Genomic DNA, 19,614 nt, shown 5'->3' with positions numbered 1-19,614 from the left:
AACGAGCCACGCGGCGTGATGCTCCACTGGGAACTCTAGTCCTTTGGGAGGACCGGCCCGTCCCAGACTACCCCTTATGTGAGTAAGGACACTATTCTATGAAGCGTAGAAAAACCCCGGAATTACGGGGTTTTTGAGGCCCCTGCCGTCGCCGCCGGGGGGCTTGCGGCCGGTCCTGCGATCAGTTCGTAATGATCCGGCGACACGAAGAAACCGACCCCTGCGGACACGTTTCCGCACGCTACGCCGCCGTTATAGGCAGAGCAGCGCAGCCCGTTGCGTTCGAGGATTTTCCCGTCCGCCAGGACAGTCAGCTGCGCCAGCGGTCCTGCCTTGCTGCCCCGGGGGCCGTACGCTGCCTCCATTTGTGTGACGCCGGAACGGCACTCGCCATACGTTGCGGCGTCAGGCGTCAGCAGCGCAACGCCGCCCAGGTAGCCGAGGTTCGTTGCCGCACAGTCGTCTGCCACGTCTTCCGTTTGCGGCTTGGGGTACCTGGCCAGTTCGCAGTGGGCCACCGGCACAATGGCCAGCTTGTTGTTTTCGCTGTCGCTGAAGCTGTTCTGCTCATAAGGGAGGTTGATGTGCGGCCCGCGGGCAGCCGTGAGGGAGCATGCCACAGTTCGGTCTTCCGTGATGAACGAAACAACGCCATCAGCTCCGCCGGAGTAGTCCTCCGGGTCAACCAGCGCTGCCTGCTCCAGCTGTTGCATTGGTGGCAGCGGCGGCGGTGCTACATACCCGCGGTCTTCCACCGTCACCGCGCACCCTGTGGCACCCAGCAGGAAAAGGGCGGCGAGCATCCCCCAAACAGTCCGTCGCATGGGCTCCATTATGCTTCACCGCGGCCTTCATTCTGCCCGCAGGCCGGCCGCCTTTTCTACGACGCCGGCAGCAACAGCGGCGGGATCCCCGGCGGCAAACTGGTCACGCATGTTCCCTGCCCGGGCCCGCCAGGCAGGATCCGAGAGAATTTCGCGCACTGCTTTGGCGATCCGGGATGGTCTGGGCCGTTCGGTTTTCAGGCTGATACCAACGCCCGCATACTCCACCCGGGCGTTGACGTCGCTCTTGCCCTCGTTGATTCCGGACACCACCATGGGCACTCCCTTGGACAGGCTGAGCTGCACTCCGCCAAAGCCGCCGTTGGTAATGAAGACGTCCGTGAAATCCAGGACATTCGCGAAATCCACGAAATCGCGGACAACAATGTTGGGCTGCGGGTAGCGGGACTTGAGGGCTTCTGTTCCACGCCCACCGGTGGCAACGATCACCAAAGCGTCCATGTCCTTTACCGCCTCCAGCGCCGGAACAATGAGCTTGTCCTGGTCCACGTTGTCCACCGTTCCCTGGGTCACCAGCAACGTGCGCGGGTACTGCGGCCACGGGTCCGCCACCTGCGCCTCATCACCGGATGCCTGCGCTGCAGTTCCCGGCAGCCTGTAGGGCAGGAGTGCCCCCACATAATGCACCGCGGGATTCCTGTTCCGCCGCGGGAAGTCCAGCGCTTCCGGCCCGGTCTGGATCACTGCCTTTGAAGTCTTGTAGGGCTCGTCCGTCAGCCGACCGCGCTTCGGGACGTTCTGGCCGTAAACGGCAAGCTGGCGGCGGTAGCTGAGGCCGGCGGGCCGGAGAATCACCTTATCGGACAGGACGCCCGCGGCGGCCTGGACGGATCTCTCCACCGCGTTGCGAGGGGGCTTGAAACCGAAGAAGAGCGGGGGTACCTGCGGGTCGCTTTCCATGTTGGGAATGGCAACGAAGTTCACCAGCGGTTTACCCATCAGGTGCGAGACGAGGCGGTGGACAAACATGGAGCTGTCAACCACGGCCACGTCAAAGGAGAAGTCCTGTTCCAGTTCGCGGATGTCCTCGAAGAAGTTGCTGACGTTGCTGGCGAAGATCTTTTCCCCGTCGAACCCGATAGCCCGCGGGCCTTTGAGCTTGGCGCGTTCGGGGTACAGCTCGAACAGGTTGTCCGCCCGGTGCTCAATGGCCCGCTTGAAAGGCATGAGCGGAACGTCCAGTTCCCGGAGTTTTTGGCTGAAGACGGGACCGGTGTACCACGCGACTTCATGGCCGCGTTCTTTGAGGCATACGGCAACACCCGTCATGGGATTGAAATGCCCGTCTATTGCCTGGCTGGCGAAAAGGATTTTCATTGGACCTGCTCCGACTGGTCCTGCGGCTGCTGCGGGACGGTCCCTGAACCTTAGCCCTGGGCCCCGGCACCGGCAAGGGGTATGGTTCCTTGCCCGTGAAGGGGTGAGCGGCTTATGCGACTGTCAGGCATCGAGCTTTGTCAGCGGGGCGTAGCGCAGCAGCAGCCGCTTCTCGCCGACGTCGAACTTCACCTTGGCCACTGTCTTGTCCCCCGCTCCCTCAAGCGCCAGGACTGTTCCGTTGCCGAAGCTGGTGTGGTTGACCTTGTCCCCAACGCTGACCGCCACAATTTCCTTTTGCGGCTGAACGCGGTTCCGCGCGATGGCGGCGGGAACATCCGCATTGAAGCCGGCCGAGGCATCAGCCGACGCACCGCGCGCGGTTCCCGCGCCCCAGAAGGACCCGCTGTAGCGGTTGGAGCCGATGGAACCGCTGCTCCCCCAGCCGCCCTGCCTGCTGGTCCCCTCGCGCTTCCACTCCAGGAGTTCGGCGGGAATCTCCTCGAGGAACTGGCTGGCCGGGTTGTACTGGCTCTGCCCCCACATGCTGCGGACCTCGGAGCGGGTGACATAGAGCCGTTTCCGCGCGCGGGTTAGGCCCACATAGGCAAGCCGGCGTTCCTCGGCCAGTTCCTTGGGGTCCGTGGCCGAGCGCTGATGCGGAAACAGTCCGTGTTCCATGCCGGTCAGGAACACCACCGGGAACTCGAGGCCCTTCGCGGTGTGCAGTGTCATCAGCGTGACTACGCCCAGCCGTTTGGCTTCCGCCACGGCGGCATCAATGTCTGCTCCCGGCGCGTCAGGGATCTGGTCTGCGTCTGCCACCAGCGAGACCTGTTCCAGGAAGGCGCCCAGCGACCCTTCCGGGTTCTCCTGCTCATACTCACGGACGACGGCGACGAGTTCCGCCAGGTTTTCCACCCGCGACTCGTCCTGCGGGTCAGTGCTGGAGCGCAGCGCGGCAAGGTAGCCGGTCTGCTCCAGGACTGCCTCCAATGCCGCCGCGGCGCCTGAACCGGCAGCCACCTCGGCGAGGTCATCCAGCAGCTTCACAAAACCGAGGACGGCGTTCACGGACCGGGTTGCCATTCCCGGAGCCTGGTCAGCACGGCGTGCAGCGTCCATAAAGGAGGTCCGCTCGCGCTGGGCCAGTGCCGCTACGGCGCCTTCGGCCCGGTCTCCGATGCCCCTTTTCGGCTCGTTAAGCACCCGGCGGAGGTTGACGTCGTCGTCCGGGTTGACCAGGACGCGCAGGTAGGCGAGGGCGTCCTTGATCTCCTTGCGCTCGTAGAAGCGCGTGCCGCCCACCACCTTGTAGGGCAGGCCCACGCGGACCAGGACGTCTTCGATGGAGCGGGACTGGGCATTGGTGCGGTAGAAAATAGCGACATCGCCGGGACGGAGGTTGTCTTCGTCCTGGAGCCGGTCAATCTCCTTGGCAATGAACTGGGCTTCGTCGTGCTCGTTCTCGCCCACATAACCGATGATTTTGTGGCCGTCCCCCTCCGCCGTCCACAGCCGCTTCTCGGGACGGTTCGGGTTCCTTGAGATGACGGAGTTCGCTGCGCTGAGAATGTTCTGGGTGGAACGGTAATTCTGCTCCAGCTTGATGGTCCGGGCCTCGGGATAGTCCTTTTCGAACTCGACGATGTTGCGGATGTCGGCGCCGCGGAATGCGTAGATGGACTGATCGGAATCACCCACGACCGTCAGCTCTGACGCACCCGGACCTTCCCCCACGATTTCCCGGACCAGCGCGTACTGGGCATGGTTGGTGTCCTGGTATTCGTCCACAAGCACATGCCTGAACCGGCGCCGGTAGGACTCAGCAAGCGCGGGGAAAGCCCGGAACATGTAGACGGTCTCCGCGATGAGGTCGTCAAAGTCCATGGCATTCGCCTGGCGCAGCCGCTGGGTATAGCCCTTGAAGACATCGGCTACGGCCTGCTCGAAAGGATCGTTGTAGTTCGCGGCAGAGGCGTACGAGTCAGCATCGATGAGTTCGTTCTTCAAGGCGGAAATCTTGTGCTGGATGGCCTTGGGTGCGAACTTCTTGGGATCCAGGTCCAGGGCTTTGGATACTTGGGTGACGAGCCGGAGCGAGTCCGCGGAGTCGTAGATGGAGAAGTTCGACTTCAGGCCGACATTTGCCGCCTCCTGCCGAAGGATGCGGACGCAGGATGAATGGAACGTGGAAATCCACATGATCTTGGCACGTCCGCCCACGAGCTTTTCGATGCGTTCCCGCATTTCCGCCGCGGCCTTGTTCGTGAAGGTGATGGCCAGGATTTCGCCGTGGTGGGCACGTCCGGTGGCGATCAGGTAGGCGATCCTGTTGCTAAGCACACGGGTCTTGCCCGAACCGGCGCCGGCCACGATCAGCAGGGCGGGCCCGACGTGTTTGACCGCTTCTTCCTGCTGCGGGTTCAACCCCTCCAGGAGCTGGGCTGCGTCCGGCCTGCGATTGCCGTGGCGATGCCCCTCCCCGTGCTGAGCATCAGGCTCGTGGTTGCTGCCCGCAAGGCCCGCACCTGGCCGGTTCTCCCAGGGCGCAGAACCGCCAGGACCAGCCGCCGTAGCGCCGTCAGGTCGCGACTTGGTGCGGGAAGCCGCTGCGGAAGCGGCCTTGAACGGTCCGTCAGAGTACGGGTCAAACAACATATCCATGGTGCCTACAAGTCTAGGCGGTGGGGCCGACACCCAGTTCCAGGCTGTGGATTACGGGGCTTTATCCACATAGCGCTGAGGGGTGCGTGCCGTGCCTGGGCTGTGGCATGCCCCTAGGCCACCGAACCTGACGCGAGGGCCGCACGCAACTCGCGTACCGCCGTCGCGCCTCCTGCCATGAACCATTCCAGCCCGTTCACGCGCACGGTGTCCACAGCACCTCCGGCGGCCCGCACGATCGCCTTGCCGGGCAGCCAGTCCCATTCCGGGCAGCTGTGCTGGAACCAGCAGCCGATCTGCCCATCCGCTACCCTGCCAAGGTCGCAGGAGCCGGAGCCGAGCATCCGCAGGGCAGCGGCCGATGTTGCCGCCGCATGCCAGGGCATGGCGCAGAGAGGGTCCATCAGCCAGCTGGGGTGGATATAGGTGGCTGCCCCCAGCTCGGCAACGGCGGTCGCGTTCCGCTCTCCCCTGTTGTCGTGGAAAACCGTCAGCTGTTCGCCGTTCAGGGTGGCGGGGTGCGACCGTCCACCCAGCCAGAGCTTGTCCTCCTCCGGCTGGAAGATGGCGCCCAGCACCACGTCGGACTGGTCTTTCAGGGCGATGGCCGAGCACCAGTATGTGGAGCCGTGCAGGAAGTTGTAGGTGCCGTCCACGGGATCAATCACCCAGGTGCGGCCGCTGCTGCCCTGCACGGACGCGCCTTCCTCACCCAGGATGCCGTCCTGGGGCCGGCAGCGCTGCAGCTGCTCCAGGACATAGGCTTCCGCTGCATGGTCGGCCGCTGTCACGACATCCGAGATGGAAGTTTTCTGCTGCGACTGCAGGCCTGCCATCCGCATCAGGAGCGCCAATTGGCCGGCCTCGCGCACCAAGGCGGCCGCAAGCTGATAGTCGTCAAGTGAAGGGTCAAGTTCAACAGCGCTGTGCCGGCCAATGGTCATGGCTTCAGTTTATGGGGCGCGATAATGGTGCCATGGCCAAGACACCTGCCCAGCGGATCAAGAAGCACGGTTCCAGGGCGGCGGTACCCCAGCACCACCTCCCGCCCGTGGTGAACCCCACCACGGCCCGTACCCCGCAAAAAGCCCAAAGCAACAGCAACCTCATCCTCATCGCGGGCGTCGTGGCCAGCCTGTTCCTTTTCTGGTACCTGCACCTGCTGACCCTGGACCAGCTCCGGCAACTCTCCGGCGGCCTGGCCATGCCGGACTCCCTCATTGGCGGTTTCGACCCCTCCTACGTCGGCACGCTGCAGGCCGCCATGGACGCGGACGCCCGCGGTCAGCTCAACTACGTGCACAAGACGGCGGGCACCCTGTTTCCGCTGATCTTCGGGTTCACGTGGCTGCTGCTGATCAGCACGAACGTTGCCCGGAAGGCGCTGCGCTGGGCGCTTTGGGCTCTCCCGCTGCTCTTCGTCGTGGTGCGGCTCTGGGCAAACGTGGCTATCGACGGCATGCTGGGAGCAGAAACACCCGACGCCGGCCAAGTTGCCCTTGCATCCGGCCTCACCGTTGCCGGCTGGGTCCTGCTGGTCCTGAAGGTGCTCGCGGGCGCTGCCGCAGTCGTCCTCGGTACCCGGAAGCCGAAGGCAGCTAGCTGACCGCAGCCCGGGCCCGGACCTCCTTGCGGTGCCGGTGCACGCGGTGCGCAATCACCAAGCCTGCGGTGGCCATGCCCACCGTGACCGGGTAGCCCATCAGCCGCTCCAGCGTGCCCGGCTCCGGCACGTCCATGCGCGTCAGCCCGCCGGTTACCAAAGCAGCGAAGGAAACAGCGCCGCAGGCCAGGATGAACCAGGCGAAAGCGGTCTTCCGCAGCCAAAGGACGCCCAGCACCAACAGGGCGGCCGCCCCGGTGAGGAAGTACACCACAGCGCCCACGAGGTGCCAGCTGGAGCCCGCATCCTCCGGCACCAGTCCCACGATCACAGTCCCGGCCCCGGCCGCCCCGGTCAGGATCCGCACCCAGACAGCCGCCATCCAGGGCCGCCGCCGCGGCTGCGCCCGCAGATCCGCCCGGGCCGCCACGCACAGCAGCCCGGACGTCAGCAAAACAGCACCCAGCAGCATCCCCAGGCCCTGGACCACGAACGAGGCGTTCATCAGCCAGTTCAGCGGGGAACACACCTGGCGGCCGTCATAAATTCCGCAGTTCAGTGCCCCGAGGTCGCTGATATAGCCGGTCCGGAGGTCGTAGGCGGCGGGTCCTGCCCACGCTCCGATCACTGCCGCCTCCGCCGCGAAATATTGCAGCACGCTCAGGACGGACCACGCGCCGATGTACTGCCGTGTGGAGGTGGTGTCCGGAATGAAGGCGAAGGCTGGGGCGGCGGACGGCGCTGAACTCATGCCTTGAGCGTAGTACGGCCCCGCACCTTGTATGCTTGTATCCGTGTCCGGCCGGACTGGCCCGCCGATCCTACGGACGCAAGCCCTCGTAGCTCAGTGGATAGAGCACGGCTCTCCTAAAGCCGGTGTCGTTGGTTCGATTCCAATCGAGGGCACTTGAACGATCCTTCCCCGGAGTTCCGGCTTCGCGCCTACCTCCTTGGCGCCAACGGGCCCGGCCGCGCCGCAGAGGCGGGACGGTGGGCCGTCCAGCGGGACCTGCTGGACCGCGCGGAGGGCACCCGCGGCACCTTTTCCGGCGTCGCGCATTTTGCTCCCACGGACGACGACGGCCTGGCCCTTCGCGAGGAAGGCACCATGCGCTGGCCGTCCTTTACAGGCCCCGCTTCCCGCGAATACCTGCTGAAAAGCACAGCCCGCCCGGACGCACTGGACGTTTTCTTCCCGGACGGCCGACCCTTCCACACCATGAGCTTCACTCCGGAGGCGAACCTGGACCAGCACTGGTGCGATCCCGACACCTACCGCGTCGCCTACACCTATGGGGACGCCAACAGCTTCAGCTACACGTGGGACGTGAAGGGCCCAAAGAAGGACCTGCTGCTGGCCTCGCATCTGGTCCGGATCCCGGGCGTTGCCGCATGAAGGACCGCATTGTGGTCTCCGCCGTCTGCGTGTTCGACGACGCCGGCCGGCTCCTCACGGTGAGGAAGCGCGGCACGGCAATGTTCATGCACCCGGGCGGGAAGCCGGAGGCCGGCGAAACAGCTGTCCAGGCGGCAGCCCGGGAGCTGGCTGAAGAAGTTGGCATCGTCCTCGACCCACGTGATCTGCAGCTGATGGGCGTCTGGATTGCCGATGCCGCGAACGAGGTCGCCACTGATATTGAAGCCACCGTCTTCACTGCGCCGGGCACATGGGCGGCCCGCCCCTCGGCGGAGATCGAAGAAATCCGCTGGCTGGACCTGGCTGCCGTGGGCAGCGGCACGGAACCCGTCGAAGACCTGGCACCGCTGCTGACGGACCACATCCTGCCCGAGCTCGCCGCCAGGCCGGGCAGCGCTCCCTTGGGAGCCTAGAACTCCGGAACTGCTTCCTGGGCTACTGCCGTGGCCTCGTTGAACTGCGTCCGGTAAAGCTCGGCGTACCGCCCTTCGGCAGCAAGCAGTTCGGTGTGGGTCCCGCGTTCCACGATCCGGCCGTCCTCCACTACCAGGATGGCGTCCGCGGCCCGGACCGTGGACAGTCGGTGCGCAATCACGACGGCGGTGCGCCCCTCGAGCGCGGCCCCCAGTGCCGCCTGTACGGCCGCTTCGTTGGTGGAGTCAAGGGCAGCCGTTGCTTCATCGAGGATGACCACCCGCGGCTGGGCGATAAGCAGCCGCGCAATGGTGAGGCGCTGCCGTTCACCGCCCGAAAGCCGGTAGCCGCGCTCCCCCACCACGGTGTCCAGCCCGTCCGGCAGGGAACGGATCATGGTTTCCAGCCTGGCCTGCCGGATGGCCTCCCACATGTCCGCTTCCGTGGCATCCGGCCTGGCAAGCCGAAGGTTGGAGGCGATGGATTCGTGGAAGAGGTGGCCGTCCTGCGTGACCATGCCCAAGGTCTGCCGCATGGAGTCGAAGGTCAGGTCGCGGACATCCACCCCGGCGCCCCGCTCCACGCCGCCGAAGCGGACGGCGCCGGAATCCACATCGTAGAGCCGGGCCAGCAGCTGCGCGATGGTCGACTTGCCGGCGCCGGAGGAGCCCACCAGCGCCACGGTCTGCCCGGGCTCCACCCGGAAACTGATACCGTGCAGGACTTCCTCCCCGCCGCGGGTGTCAAGGATGGAGACGTCTTCGAGTGAAGCCAGGGAGACCTTGTCCGCAGAGGGGTAGGAGAAGCGGACGTTGTCGAACTCCACCGAGAGCGGGCCGCGCGGCGATTCCACCGCATCCGGCTTTTCCCGGATGAGCGGCTTGAGGTCCAGGATCTCGAACACGCGCTCAAAGCTGACCAGGGCGCTCATGATCTCGACCCGGGCATTGGAGAGTGCGGTCAGCGGGGCGTAGAGCCGGGTAAGCAGCAAAGCCAGCACAACAACGTCGCCTGCGGCGAGTTGGCCTCCGAGCGCCAGCCATCCGCCCAGGCCGTAGACCAGGGCGAGAGCCAGTGCGGAGACCAGGGTCAGTGCCGTGACAAAGGTGAACTGGAGCATTGCCGTGCGGACGCCGATGTCCCGCACCCGGCCGGCCCGGAGGGCGAATTCACGGGATTCTTCGTCCGGGCGGCCGAAGAGCTTTACCAGCGTGGCGCCGGGGGCGGAGAAACGCTCCGTCATCTGCGTGCCCATGGTGGCGTTGTGTTCGGCGGCCTCGCGGCGCAGCTCCGCCAGCCGGGAACCCATCCGGCGGGCCGGGATCAGGAAGATCGGAAGCAGGATCATGGCCAGCACAGTCACCAGCCAGGACTTGTTCAGCATCACCACCAGCGTCAAGGCCAGCGCCACCACGTTGCTGACCACGCCGGAGAGCGTGCCGGCGAAAGCCGACTGCGCGCCGATCACATCGTTGTTGAGCCGACTGACCAGCGCGCCGGTGCGGGTGCGCGTGAAGAACGCTATCGGCATCTTCTGCACGTGGTCGAAAACCTTGGTGCGCAGGTCCAGGATCACGCCCTCACCGATCGAAGAGGACAGCCAGCGCGTCACCAGTCCAAGCCCGGCTTCTGCCACGGCTGCGACCGCGATCAGCACCGCCAGCCATATCACCGTTCCGGCGTCCGCCTTCGCGATGATCGCGTCGACCACCTGGCCTGCGAGCACGGGTGTGGCCACCGCAAGGACCGCCATCACGATGGACAGCAGCACGAAGGCGGTGAGCTTTCCGCGATGCGGCCGGGCGAAGCCGAACACGCGCTTGAGGAGCTCCTTGGAGAACGGCTTGGAGCCGTTCGTAGCGCGGGCGATGTTGTAGAGGGAGCTCCAGGCCACCCGGTCCATACTCATTTTCTGGTGCCTTTCGGGGCGCTGGCGCCCGGCATTTCCGTAATGACGCCGTTATCCACATTCCAACGTACATCCAGCCGCACGTTTTCCAGGAGCCGCCGGTCGTGGGTCACCAAAAGCAGGGCACCATCGTAGCTTTCCAGGGCCTCCTCCAGCTGCTCGATGGCGGGAAGGTCAAGGTGGTTGGTGGGCTCGTCCAGGACCAGGAGGTTCACGCCGCGGGCCTGCAGCAGCGCGAGCGCGGCCCGGGTCCGCTCGCCCGGCGACAGGGAGTCGACGGTCCGGGACGTGTGGTCCGCCCTTAGGCCGAACTTGGCAAGCAGGGTGCGGACCTCGGCCGCGGTCAGATCCACCAGGACTGCCTCGACGGCGTCAGCCAGGGTCAGGTTGCCGGCCAGCAGCCCGCGGGCCTGGTCAATCTCGCCAATGGCCACGGAGGCCCCCATGGCGGCACTGCCGGAATCGGGCTCGATGCCGCCCAGCAGCAGCCGCAGCAGGGTGGACTTCCCGGCACCGTTGGGTCCGGTAATGCCAATCCGCTCCCCCGCGTTGAGCTGGAGGTTGACGGGTCCCAGGGTGAAGCCGCCCTGCCGGACCACGGCATCGCGGAGCGTCGCAACCACGGAACTGGAGCGGGGTGCCTTGCCGATGGAGAACTGGAGCTGCCATTCTTTCCGCGGCTCTTCCACCACATCCAGCCTTGCAATGCGGGACTCCATCTGCCGCACTTTCTGGGCCTGCTTCTCTGAAGACTCGGTGCTGGCGGCGCGGCGGATCTTGTCATTGTCCGGGCTCTTTTTCATGGCATTCCGGACGCCCTGGGAGCTCCATTCACGCTGGGTCCGGGCCCGGGACACCAGGTCGGCCTTGGTGGCCGCAAACTCCTCGTACTTTTCGCGGGCGTGCCGCCGGGCAACGGCGCGTTCCTCGAGGAAGGCGTCATAGCCGCCGTCGTAGACTGCCACGGCATTCTGCGCCAGGTCCAGTTCCACCACCGTGGTGACACAGCGGGCCAGGAACTCGCGGTCGTGGCTCACCAGCACAGCACCGCCCCGCAGGCCTTTGACGAAGTCCTCGAGCTTGTCGAGGCCCTCCAGGTCAAGGTCATTGGTGGGTTCATCCAGCAGCACCACGTCAAACCGGCTCAGGAGCAGCGCAGCCAGCGCAACCCGCGCGGCCTGCCCGCCGGAAAGGGCCGTCATGGCCGCATCCGGGCCGGTCTCCAGCCCAAGGTCCGCCAATACCGCTGGAAGCCGGTCGTCCAGGTCGGCCGCACCCGAAGCCATCCACCGGTCGAAAGCCAGTGCATAGGCATCATCGGCTCCCGGGGCACCTGCTCCGAGCGCCTCCGCCGTGGCTTCCATGTCGGCCGTGGCCTGTGCACAACCCGTGCGCCGCGCAATGTACCCCGCAACGGTTTCACCCGGCACCCGTTCATGCTCCTGGGGAAGCCACCCCACGAAAGCGTCGGCAGGGGCAAGACTGACCGAGCCGTCCTGCGGCTCGTCCACGCCCGCCAGAAGCCGGAGCAGCGTCGACTTCCCGGCTCCGTTGGCACCCACCACGCCCACTACGTCCCCGGGCGCGACGGTCAGGGAAAGCCCGGAGAAAAGCTGCCGGTGGTCATGACCGCCGGAAACGTCCTTGGCTACAAGGGTTGCAGTCATTGATCCATCCTTTCGCCGCTGTTGCGCAGCGTGTTTTCTGCCTAAAACCGGCCGGCAGGGCCATGCCGATTGCCCGGGAGGAAGGTGCGCGGGCCGCAGGACATGAAAGAACCCGCTGGTCCGGACTTGGGGGGTGTACGGACCAACGGGCTCGACCATCAAGCATAGTCGAAACGGCTGCGCGGGTAAAACCGGGACTCAAGGGGCAGGCTAAAATCAACGAAACACCCGTTCTGCAGAGAGCCCTCCATGACCATCCCCGCCAAGGCGTTCCAGCGCTGGCTGCAAGGCATTGCGCCGGACGCCAGCACGGCAGATGTCTGCAGGATCTCCGGGATCAAGCGGACCACGCTCGCCCAGCAGCTGGTCCGCGGGAAAGTCGCCGTGGGCACTGTCGTGAGCATCAGCCGCGCCTACGGCGTCAATCCTGTTGCGGCCCTCGCCACCTTCGAGGCCTACCGGGACCTGGCCGGTCCCCTGCCTCCGCCCACCCGGTGTGAACTGGTGAGCCAGATTTCCACGGCCGACCTCCTGCAGGCACTGCTGGCGCGGCCGGCGATGGAAGCAGCCGCCCCCGGGAAGGAGCCCCTGCCGCTCTCTGCGGCGCCGCACTCCACGTCGGTCAAGAACTGGGTTGATGCAATCGACGACGGCGAACTGCGGCACCGCGTATCGGCTGCCACGGGGGTTGCGCCCCAGAACTACTCTGCCCAGCTGACCGCGAACCGGCTGTCCCCTGAACTGGCCATAGCCACGTCCCTCGCCGCGGGCGTCGGACCCACAGGCGGGCTGGTGGCTACCGGCCTCATCACGGAGGAAGAGGCCGGTTGGCCGGCCGGCGCCCGGCAGCGGGCCTTGGACAGCCTGTCCGACGGCGACCTCACCGCCTTGGCCGGCGACAGGCTGCAGGCACTGGGCAAGGTACTGCGGCGCCAGGAGCAAGACCAGGCGCAGACCGAAAAGATCTGGGAGAACCTGGGATGATCGAAATTCTTCAGTGGTCCACCCTTGCCATCTGCGGCCTTGTTGCGGCTGCCCGCCTCCCCAGCGCCCTGCGCGGCGAGAACAGGTCGCTCTTCTATATCTTCGCCCTGATGACCGCAGCCATCCTCTTGAGCATCGAGGCGCCGTACGTAGCCATCGACCAGGCGTTGGGCGGCATCAACCTTGCCAACCTGCTGCTGCGCTTCATCATCTTTGCCGCCATCTATTTCATCGGGATACGCGTCACGCGCGGCTTCGGTGCTGAAGGCGCGTACCGGCTCATCACGGGAAAGGCCGGCATGATGGTGCTGGCGGTCGTTTCGCTGGTGATGACAGCGGTGTTCTTCCTTATGGACACCACCGGTTCATCGGCGGGACTGTCGGCACCGTCGGTCAGAAACCAGCACAACGCCATCTTGGCCCAGTACTACGGTGCCGCCGGCCGCGCCTACCCCGCATATGTAGGCCTCGTCCTGCTGCCCGCCATGGTGCGGGCAGTCCGGAGCCGGCTGCCGGTGCTGGTGCGGGTGGCAGCCGCCCTTCTTGCCCTGGGCGGCGTGGCGATTGGCCTCAGCCTGCTGTTTCCCTTGGTGCCTCCGGGATGGGGCGCCATCATGTTCGTGGTCAACTACACCGCCGTGCTGTGTTACGTGGTTGGGCTGGCGCTGATCTGGGCGGCGCGGGTGCGCAGCGGCAGGCCTTTGTCCACCAAAAGGACATATACCGAAAAGTAACAAAGCGGGCTTTCACAAAAACATTAGAATGTGAAACAATCATGAATGTGTGAAGGTGGAGCGCATGGCGTTTGCGAACGGGGATATTTCTTGAACGCTTGCGTTCCGGGGGCCTTCGCATGCATTGGGGGGATGAGTGGTGGCGGGACGTTGGGGACCGCCCCCACTCAGCCTATTTAACGCTGTTTTCGGGGCGCCAAGCCCCCCGCCCCTCATGCTCATTTAGGGGCCGGGCGAGTCTCCCTGGCAAGCCTGAGGGTCACCAGCTGGAACGGTCGCAAAACCAGATCCGCTCCGTCCCGGCACGTTTCCACTCCGGGTGCGGGGACCGGGCGCTCCAGCAAGTCGACGGCAGTGACGCGCCGCACCGGAAAGTTCGCCGTGAGCTTCCCCGCAGAGCGCTCGCCCAGTGACTCGTACAGGCGGACAACCACATCGCCGGACCCGTCCTCGGCCAGCTTGACCGCTTCAATGACGAGCGCAGGATTCGTCACGGAGAAGAGCGGTTCCACCGGCGAAGCGCCGTGGACCAGCCGGGGCACGAGGTTGGTTCGGTAGCCTTCCTCCACGGCATCGGCAATACCGGCTCCCGGACGGATGGTGACGGTGAGTTCATGAAGCCCGCGGTCGGCGTCGGGATCCGGGAACTTCGGGGCGCGCAGCAGTGAGAGCCGCACGGTAGTGGTGGTGCCGCCGTCGGACTCCCTGATGCTCCGCGTGACATCGTGCCCGTAGGTGGAGGAGTTGGAAATGGCCACGCCATACCCCGGCTCGGCCACGTGGATCCACCGGTGTGCGCAGATTTCGAACTTTGCCGTTTCCCAGGACGTATTGGTGTGCGTGGGCCGGAAGACGTGGCCGAACTGCGTCTCCGCCGCAGACCTCTCCGCCCGGACATCCAGGGCGAACCCGAGCTTGAGCAGCTTTTCGCGTTCCTGCCAGTCCACGGATGTGGTGATGGAAAGGGACGGGCTGCCGGCCGCAAGGCTGATGTGCTGCGTAACGGGGGACGCGCCGGCAAGCCGCTCCACCGTGACGACAGCCTCTGCCCCTTCCCGGCTCAACCGCACGGATGCCGCCTGGGTCAGCGGCGTGACGTTGCGCCGGTAGAACCCGTCGATGTCCCAGGCGTCCCATTCGTTGGGCGTGTCCCGGTGCAGTTCGAGGAGGTTGCCGCGCTGGCCCGGCGCAATGGCTTCGCGGCCGGTGGCATGATCCACCAATGACGTGAGAAGCCCGCTACCGTCCAGCACCGCGCGGATGACGCCGTTGTCCAGGATGTAGCCGCCGTCATGGGCCTTGGCATGGACCTCTCCGGCCGGCGCGGCAGGTTCGCCCGCAGCCAGGGCGGGAACGCCGGCCCTGGCATGCGGCGCTGCGTTCAGCAGGAAGGTCCGCTCGCCCTTGCCCAGCGTGGCGGCGGCAGCTTGGCTGATGATTGCTTCAAGGGCTTCACCGATTGCCTGGTAGTTGCGCTCGGCATCCTGGTGCACCCAGGCAATGGCGCTGCCCGGAAGGATGTCATGGAACTGCTGCAGCAGCACCAGCTGCCACAGCCGCTTGAGCTCAGCGGCCGGGTAGGCGTATCCGCCGCTGGCACGGACCGCGGCCGTGGTGCACCACAGTTCGGCCTCCCGCAGCAGGTGCTCACTGCGCCTGTTGCCCTTCTTTGTCCTGGCCTGGCTGGTGTAGGTTCCGCGGTGCAGTTCGAGGTACATCTCGCCAACCCAGACAGGCAGGACGGGGTAGTCTTCCTCCGCCTGCGTGAAAAAGCTCTCGGCCGAGCCGATCCGGACCTTGGGCGAGCCTTCCAGGTTGGCGGCGCGCGACGCTGCCGCCAGCATTTCCCGCGTTGGTCCGCCACCGCCGTCGCCGTAGCCGAACGGCACCAGGGACACGGTGCCGCGCCCATGGTCCCGGTAGTTGCGTTCCGCGTGTGCCAGTTCGCGGCCGGTCAGCTCCGAGTTGTAGGTGTCTACCGGCGGGAAGTGGGTGAAGAGCCTGGTGCCGTCAATGCCCTCCCAGTTGAAGGTGTGGTGGGGAAACTTGTTGGTTTGGTTCCAGGAGATCTTCTGGGTCAGGAACCAGCGGCTGCCGGCAGACTTGACGATCTGCGGCAGCGCAGCAGAATAGCCAAATGAATCAGGCAGCCAGGCTTCGTGGCACTCAACGCCGAATTCCGCCATGAAGAAGCCCTTGCCCTCCACGAACTGGCGTGCCATGGCCTCACCGCCGGGCATATTGGTGTCCGACTCGACCCACATTCCGCCCACGGGGACAAACTGGCCAGAGCGGACCTTCTCGCGGATACGGCTGAACAGTTCAGGGTAGAGCTCCTTGATCCAGGCCAGCTGCTGCGCCGAGGAGCAGGAGAACACAAAGTCCGGATTTTCATCCATCAGGGACACCACGTTGGAGAAGGTCCGTGCACACTTGCGGACCGTCTCGCGCACCGGCCAGAGCCAGGCGGAGTCGATGTGCGCGTGGCCGGTGGCCACCAGCTGGTGGGCTGAGGCATAGGCCGGCCGGGCCAGTACTTCGGCAAGTGCTTCACGTCCCGCTGCGGCGGTGCCAGGAACATCGTCCGGGTCCATGACGTCCATCATGCGTTCAAGGGCGCGGAGGATCTCATGCCGCCGCGGCAGTTCCAGGGGCAGTTCCGCCATCAGGCCGGAAAGGGTCCGGATATCCTGCTGGAGTTCCCAGACCGCCTGGTTCAGTTCCGCAATGGCGATGTTCCCCAGCCGGTACTGCGGCGCCGTCCCGGCCGTGGACTTGTCACCGTACGGCATGGGGGCGAAGGTCCAGCCCTGCGCGACGTCCGGGTTCGCGGCGGCTTCCACGTAGAAGTCCACCGCCATGCCGCCACCCAGCAGCTTCAGCGGTATGTACTGGTTCCTGGGCGAGACAGCCTTGATGGTGGTGCCGTCCGGACGCCAGGCCAGGCCTTCGCACTGGAAGCCGGGAATTTCGGTGGTGAAACCGAGGTCCACGAGCACTTCAACAGTGGTGTCCGGCCCGGTGCCCCACGATTCGGGGACTTCGCCCTGGAGCCGGAGCCATTTGGTCCCCCAAGGCTTCCCCCAGGGAGCCCCGTGTTCCTGGGGCTGGAAGTCCTGCCGCATTGCCTCCAGCGCGGGGACTGGCTCATCGGGCGCATCCCAGCTGCTCAGGGTAAGGGGAAGGCTCCGGCCGTAGACCGCCGGGCTAATCCGTTCACGCACGAACCTTTGGAGGCGGACTTCCGTTATCCGGCGGTCGTCATGCAATGTGGGCCCTCTTCAGCGGTTGGGACTGGACCATGCTGTCCATTCGATGGATAAATCTACCCGCTGGTAGCCCGTTTACCAACCCTTTCGGAAAACGCATCCCGGACGCTGACCTGCGCGCAAGTCAAGCTTACGACGGCGGCCGAAGCTTACGACGGCGGCGCCGCGGCCACCGGCCGCCGTATCCTTCCGTCACCGGCATAGATGTTAAGGCTGGTTCCCCTGCTGAAGCCGGCGAGGGTCACTCCGCTGGCCTCGGCGAGTTCGACGGCAAGGCTCGACGGCGCACTGACCGCAGCGAGGACGGGGATTCCGGCGAGCGCAGCCTTTTGGACCAGCTCGAAGGATGCCCGGCCGGAGACTTGGAGCACGGTGCCGCGAAGCGGCAGCAAACCTTCCCTCAGGGCCCACCCCACAACCTTGTCCACCGCATTGTGCCGCCCCACATCCTCCCGAAGGCACAGAAGCTGGGGGCCGCCGTCGTCCCCTATCTTGAAGAGCCCGGCAGCATGGACGCCGCCGGTGTCATCGAAGAGGCGCTGGGACTCCCGGAGGATGCCCGGAAGCGAGGCAAGCACCTCCGCGGAGACGCTCAGCGGATCCCCGGCGGGGTTGAAGTGCGAGGATTTCCGGACGGATTCTATGGAGTCGGTCCCGCAGATGCCGCATGAACTGGAGGTGTAGACGTGCCGGCCGATGGAAGGAAGCTCCACGTCGGGCCGCAACTGGGCCTCCACCACGTTGAAGGTCTGCACCCCGTTTTCGTCTTCCCCGGCGCAAAAGCGCAGCGAAACGAGCTGCCCGGACTCCCAGATGACGCCCTCTGACACGAGGAACCCGGCCACGAGGTCGAAGTCATCCCCCGGCGTGCGCATGGTTACCGAGTAGGACAGGCTTCCCAGCCGGATTTCCAGCGGCTCTTCCACCGCCAGGACGTCCTCCCGGTACCGGACCGGAAACTCGAGGGCGTTCGGGGAACCGTCCAGCACATACTTGTGCACCTTGCGGCGCTGGGTCACGCGTCCCATATCCCACCGTTCCTGTCCATGTGTCCATCATCGCAACTGCCTTGGGGCGATGCCAGCGTGGCTGCAGCACGTTGGCAGGCCTCAGCCAAGGAGTGCGCTCCAGTCTACGGGGCCGGCCGGCGCCGGTTTGGCGGCCGGCTTGCCCGTCCGTCCGGCAGTGCGCGCCTTCGTCTTGGCGGCGGGCTCGGGCGGCGCCGGGATGGGCGGCCCCCACGGAAGGGCAAAGGCGGGCACCAGCTCTCCCAGCTGCACCCCGTGGGGAGGCACAACCAGAACGCCGTCCGCTGAAGCCAGCCCGCGCATCATGCCCGGGCCGGTGTGCTGGGCGGGAGAGGCCATGCCGTAAAGCAGGCGGAACGGGACCAGGCGTGTGCGCCCGGGTTCGGGGTCGAGGGTGGTTCCGCAGGGAACCTCCTGCACGGCCGGCAGCGTGCGGTGTCCCAGCGCCGCGAGCAGCGGGGCCCCCACCGTGGAAAGTGCCATCATGGCTGCAAGGGGGTTACCCGGCAGTCCAAGCACGAACCGCCCGTCCGGAAGTTCGGCCAGGACGGCCGGGTGTCCGGGACGCATGGCCACGCCGTCAATGATCAGCCGCCCGCCCAGCTCCCGCACGGCCCGGCGAAGGTGGTCGGTGCCGGATTTTCCGGTCCCGCCTGTGGTGATGACGACGTCGGCCGGCAGGTCCGGCGCGCCCGGCACCCCGGGGACCACGTCCTCCAGTGCCGCCAGCCATTCAGCGTACGAATCGCCGATCCGTTGCTGTCCGCCCGGCAGCCCGCCCAGCATGCCCACCACGGCCGGTAGCTGCGGGCCGAAGGTGTCACGCACCTGCCCCGGAACCGGCAGGCCGCTCCCAACCACTTCAGAACCGGTCAGCAGCAGCCGGACCAGGGGCTTTCCCTGGACCACAAGTTCGTCATAACCGGCCAGGGCTGCGAGGGCCAGGTGCGCAGGGTTCAGCACCACGCCGGCCTTGACCAGGATGTCCCCTTCCGAGGCCTCCTCCCCTGCTTTCCTGACATGCTGGCCTGCACGGGGCTCGCCAGGGCGGGCAGTGCCGCCGGTCACCAGGACGGGCAGCCCGTCTTCGTCTTTGTCCAGGCGGGCGCTTTCGCTGCGCAGCACCGCCTTCGCCCCGGGCGGTATGAGTCCCCCCGTGGCAATGGGACTGGCCTGGTGCGGAGCCAGCGGCAAACCTGCATCCACCAGGATCCACGGCCCCGTGCCATTAACGGCCCAGCCGTCCATCGCCGATGACGCATAGTGGGGCATCACCTGCAGGGCCACAATGTCCTGGTCCAGCCTGCGTCCGAGGGCCAGCTCCAGGGGAACAGGGCCGGCGGGGATTGGAGTGCCGGCGTCGAAAGCTGCCTGCCGGGCTTCTTCCCACGTATGGTCGAGGTGCCTCGGCTGCCCGCCCCCGGGAGCATCCGCTGCTTGCTGGGACTCCTTCGTCATTCGCCGGGAGCCCCGGCGGCTTCAGCATCGTAGTCGGCAGCCAGGGAACGGGCCACGGCCAGGGCGGACTCCATGGAAGCAGCATTGGGTGCCCGGCCCGAGCCGGACGCCAGGCCGGCGGCATACCCGGCAATAAACGTCGTCAGGGGCGCGGCCGGACGGACCACCGAGTGGGCGGCCACACCGGCCAAGGCAAGGATGGCGTTGACGTCCACCTGGACGTCCTCCAGTTCATAGGCCTGGAGGAGGGACCTGCACCACTCCTCCAGCGTTTCATCCTGGCTTTTCACGAACGTGCCTCC

The 19,614-nt window shown here is 66.0% G+C and carries 16 protein-coding genes and 1 tRNA gene; 6 read left to right on the top strand and 11 right to left on the bottom strand.

Features of this window, described 5'->3' with window-relative positions; all coding sequences use genetic code 11:
* Window positions 1–122 precede the first annotated feature (122 nt).
* The 4 genes from SMD14_RS04190 to SMD14_RS04175 all read right to left on the bottom strand — a co-directional run bounded on the left by SMD14_RS04190 (window position 123) and on the right by SMD14_RS04175 (window position 5,773).
* Complete coding sequence (locus SMD14_RS04190) at window positions 123–833, bottom strand: hypothetical protein (RefSeq protein ID WP_321215418.1); 711 nt, start codon at window positions 831–833, stop codon at window positions 123–125.
* 18 nt (window positions 834–851) lie between these two features.
* Window positions 852–2,162, bottom strand: coding sequence for a nucleotide disphospho-sugar-binding domain-containing protein (locus SMD14_RS04185; RefSeq protein ID WP_321215417.1), 1,311 nt, complete (start codon window positions 2,160–2,162; stop codon window positions 852–854).
* Window positions 2,163–2,285: 123 nt separating this feature from the next.
* On the bottom strand, window positions 2,286–4,823 hold the full coding sequence (pcrA, locus tag SMD14_RS04180; RefSeq protein ID WP_370460768.1) for a DNA helicase PcrA: 2,538 nt from the start codon (window positions 4,821–4,823) through the stop codon (window positions 2,286–2,288).
* A 119-nt stretch (window positions 4,824–4,942) separates the two neighbouring features.
* Window positions 4,943–5,773, bottom strand: coding sequence for an inositol monophosphatase family protein (locus SMD14_RS04175; protein WP_157239022.1), 831 nt, complete (start codon window positions 5,771–5,773; stop codon window positions 4,943–4,945).
* 32 nt (window positions 5,774–5,805) lie between these two features.
* Between SMD14_RS04175 and SMD14_RS04170 the strand changes: the two genes are divergently transcribed.
* Window positions 5,806–6,435: a hypothetical protein gene (locus tag SMD14_RS04170; RefSeq protein WP_321215416.1), complete on the top strand. Its 630-nt coding sequence runs from the start codon at window positions 5,806–5,808 to the stop codon at window positions 6,433–6,435.
* Here SMD14_RS04170 and SMD14_RS04165 read toward each other — a convergent pair.
* The gene (locus SMD14_RS04165; RefSeq protein ID WP_321215415.1) at window positions 6,428–7,183 is read right to left on the bottom strand and encodes a DUF998 domain-containing protein; all 756 of its coding nucleotides are present in this window, start codon (window positions 7,181–7,183) and stop codon (window positions 6,428–6,430) included. The genes SMD14_RS04170 and SMD14_RS04165 overlap by 8 nt on opposite strands.
* Before the next feature lie 82 nt (window positions 7,184–7,265).
* Between SMD14_RS04165 and SMD14_RS04160 the strand changes: the two genes are divergently transcribed.
* The 3 genes from SMD14_RS04160 to SMD14_RS04150 all read left to right on the top strand — a co-directional run bounded on the left by SMD14_RS04160 (window position 7,266) and on the right by SMD14_RS04150 (window position 8,262).
* Window positions 7,266–7,338: transfer RNA gene (locus SMD14_RS04160), tRNA-Arg, on the top strand.
* Between the two features lies 1 nt (window position 7,339).
* Window positions 7,340–7,828 carry a DUF6314 family protein gene (locus SMD14_RS04155; protein ID WP_321215414.1) on the top strand — a complete coding sequence of 163 codons (489 nt, stop codon included), beginning with the start codon at window positions 7,340–7,342 and terminating at the stop codon, window positions 7,826–7,828.
* On the top strand, window positions 7,825–8,262 hold the full coding sequence (locus SMD14_RS04150) for an NUDIX domain-containing protein (protein ID WP_321215413.1): 438 nt from the start codon (window positions 7,825–7,827) through the stop codon (window positions 8,260–8,262). Before SMD14_RS04155 ends, SMD14_RS04150 begins: the two co-directional genes overlap by 4 nt.
* Here SMD14_RS04150 and SMD14_RS04145 read toward each other — a convergent pair.
* A complete protein-coding gene (locus SMD14_RS04145) occupies window positions 8,259–10,172 on the bottom strand; it encodes an ABC transporter ATP-binding protein (RefSeq protein ID WP_157239027.1) in 1,914 nt (637 codons plus the stop codon). The two genes, SMD14_RS04150 and SMD14_RS04145, sit on opposite strands and share 4 nt — an antisense overlap.
* Window positions 10,169–11,839 (bottom strand): ABC-F family ATP-binding cassette domain-containing protein, encoded by a 1,671-nt coding sequence (locus SMD14_RS04140; RefSeq protein ID WP_321215412.1) that lies wholly within the window; start codon window positions 11,837–11,839, stop codon window positions 10,169–10,171. Before SMD14_RS04140 ends, SMD14_RS04145 begins: the two co-directional genes overlap by 4 nt.
* A gap of 249 nt (window positions 11,840–12,088) precedes the next feature.
* Between SMD14_RS04140 and SMD14_RS04135 the strand changes: the two genes are divergently transcribed.
* The gene (locus tag SMD14_RS04135; protein WP_157239029.1) at window positions 12,089–12,823 is read left to right on the top strand and encodes a hypothetical protein; all 735 of its coding nucleotides are present in this window, start codon (window positions 12,089–12,091) and stop codon (window positions 12,821–12,823) included.
* Entirely contained in the window at window positions 12,820–13,557 is a 738-nt protein-coding gene (locus SMD14_RS04130; RefSeq protein WP_321215411.1) for a hypothetical protein, read from the top strand. Before SMD14_RS04135 ends, SMD14_RS04130 begins: the two co-directional genes overlap by 4 nt.
* 218 nt (window positions 13,558–13,775) lie before the next feature.
* On the opposite strand, the gene SMD14_RS04125 is transcribed toward SMD14_RS04130, so the two are convergent.
* The 4 genes from SMD14_RS04125 to SMD14_RS04110 form a co-directional block, all read right to left on the bottom strand.
* A complete protein-coding gene (locus SMD14_RS04125) occupies window positions 13,776–16,826 on the bottom strand; it encodes a glycoside hydrolase family 38 C-terminal domain-containing protein (RefSeq protein ID WP_321215410.1) in 3,051 nt (1,016 codons plus the stop codon).
* A gap of 149 nt (window positions 16,827–16,975) precedes the next feature.
* On the bottom strand, window positions 16,976–17,854 hold the full coding sequence (gene fdhD / locus SMD14_RS04120) for a formate dehydrogenase accessory sulfurtransferase FdhD (protein ID WP_321215409.1): 879 nt from the start codon (window positions 17,852–17,854) through the stop codon (window positions 16,976–16,978).
* A gap of 81 nt (window positions 17,855–17,935) precedes the next feature.
* The gene (locus tag SMD14_RS04115) at window positions 17,936–19,312 is read right to left on the bottom strand and encodes a molybdopterin molybdotransferase MoeA (protein WP_321215408.1); all 1,377 of its coding nucleotides are present in this window, start codon (window positions 19,310–19,312) and stop codon (window positions 17,936–17,938) included.
* Complete coding sequence (locus SMD14_RS04110; RefSeq protein ID WP_199775326.1) at window positions 19,309–19,602, bottom strand: DUF6457 domain-containing protein; 294 nt, start codon at window positions 19,600–19,602, stop codon at window positions 19,309–19,311. Before SMD14_RS04110 ends, SMD14_RS04115 begins: the two co-directional genes overlap by 4 nt.
* Between the last annotated feature and the right edge of the window lie 12 nt (window positions 19,603–19,614).

This window comes from Pseudarthrobacter oxydans, from assembly GCF_034258515.1.
Lineage (GTDB): Bacteria > Actinomycetota > Actinomycetes > Actinomycetales > Micrococcaceae > Arthrobacter.
The sequence above is the reverse complement of the archived record's forward strand: the minus strand, read 5'-3'. Positions and strand labels throughout refer to the sequence as shown.

Excerpts from the sequence above, each read along its gene's own strand:
- pcrA (WP_370460768.1), bottom strand. The coding sequence starts at position 4,823 with ATGTTGTTTGACCCGTACTCTGACGGACCGTTCAAGGCCGCTTCCGCA.
- SMD14_RS04150 (WP_321215413.1), top strand. The coding sequence starts at position 7,825 with ATGAAGGACCGCATTGTGGTCTCCGCCGTCTGCGTGTTCGACGACGCC.
- SMD14_RS04175 (WP_157239022.1), bottom strand. The coding sequence starts at position 5,773 with ATGACCATTGGCCGGCACAGCGCTGTTGAACTTGACCCTTCACTTGAC.
- SMD14_RS04130 (WP_321215411.1), top strand. The coding sequence starts at position 12,820 with ATGATCGAAATTCTTCAGTGGTCCACCCTTGCCATCTGCGGCCTTGTT.
- SMD14_RS04140 (WP_321215412.1), bottom strand. The coding sequence starts at position 11,839 with ATGACTGCAACCCTTGTAGCCAAGGACGTTTCCGGCGGTCATGACCAC.
- SMD14_RS04170 (WP_321215416.1), top strand. The coding sequence starts at position 5,806 with ATGGCCAAGACACCTGCCCAGCGGATCAAGAAGCACGGTTCCAGGGCG.
- SMD14_RS04190 (WP_321215418.1), bottom strand. The coding sequence starts at position 833 with ATGGAGCCCATGCGACGGACTGTTTGGGGGATGCTCGCCGCCCTTTTC.
- fdhD (WP_321215409.1), bottom strand. The coding sequence starts at position 17,854 with ATGGGACGCGTGACCCAGCGCCGCAAGGTGCACAAGTATGTGCTGGAC.
- SMD14_RS04135 (WP_157239029.1), top strand. The coding sequence starts at position 12,089 with ATGACCATCCCCGCCAAGGCGTTCCAGCGCTGGCTGCAAGGCATTGCG.
- SMD14_RS04165 (WP_321215415.1), bottom strand. The coding sequence starts at position 7,183 with ATGAGTTCAGCGCCGTCCGCCGCCCCAGCCTTCGCCTTCATTCCGGAC.
- SMD14_RS04185 (WP_321215417.1), bottom strand. The coding sequence starts at position 2,162 with ATGAAAATCCTTTTCGCCAGCCAGGCAATAGACGGGCATTTCAATCCC.
- SMD14_RS04145 (WP_157239027.1), bottom strand. The coding sequence starts at position 10,172 with ATGAGTATGGACCGGGTGGCCTGGAGCTCCCTCTACAACATCGCCCGC.
- SMD14_RS04115 (WP_321215408.1), bottom strand. The coding sequence starts at position 19,312 with ATGACGAAGGAGTCCCAGCAAGCAGCGGATGCTCCCGGGGGCGGGCAG.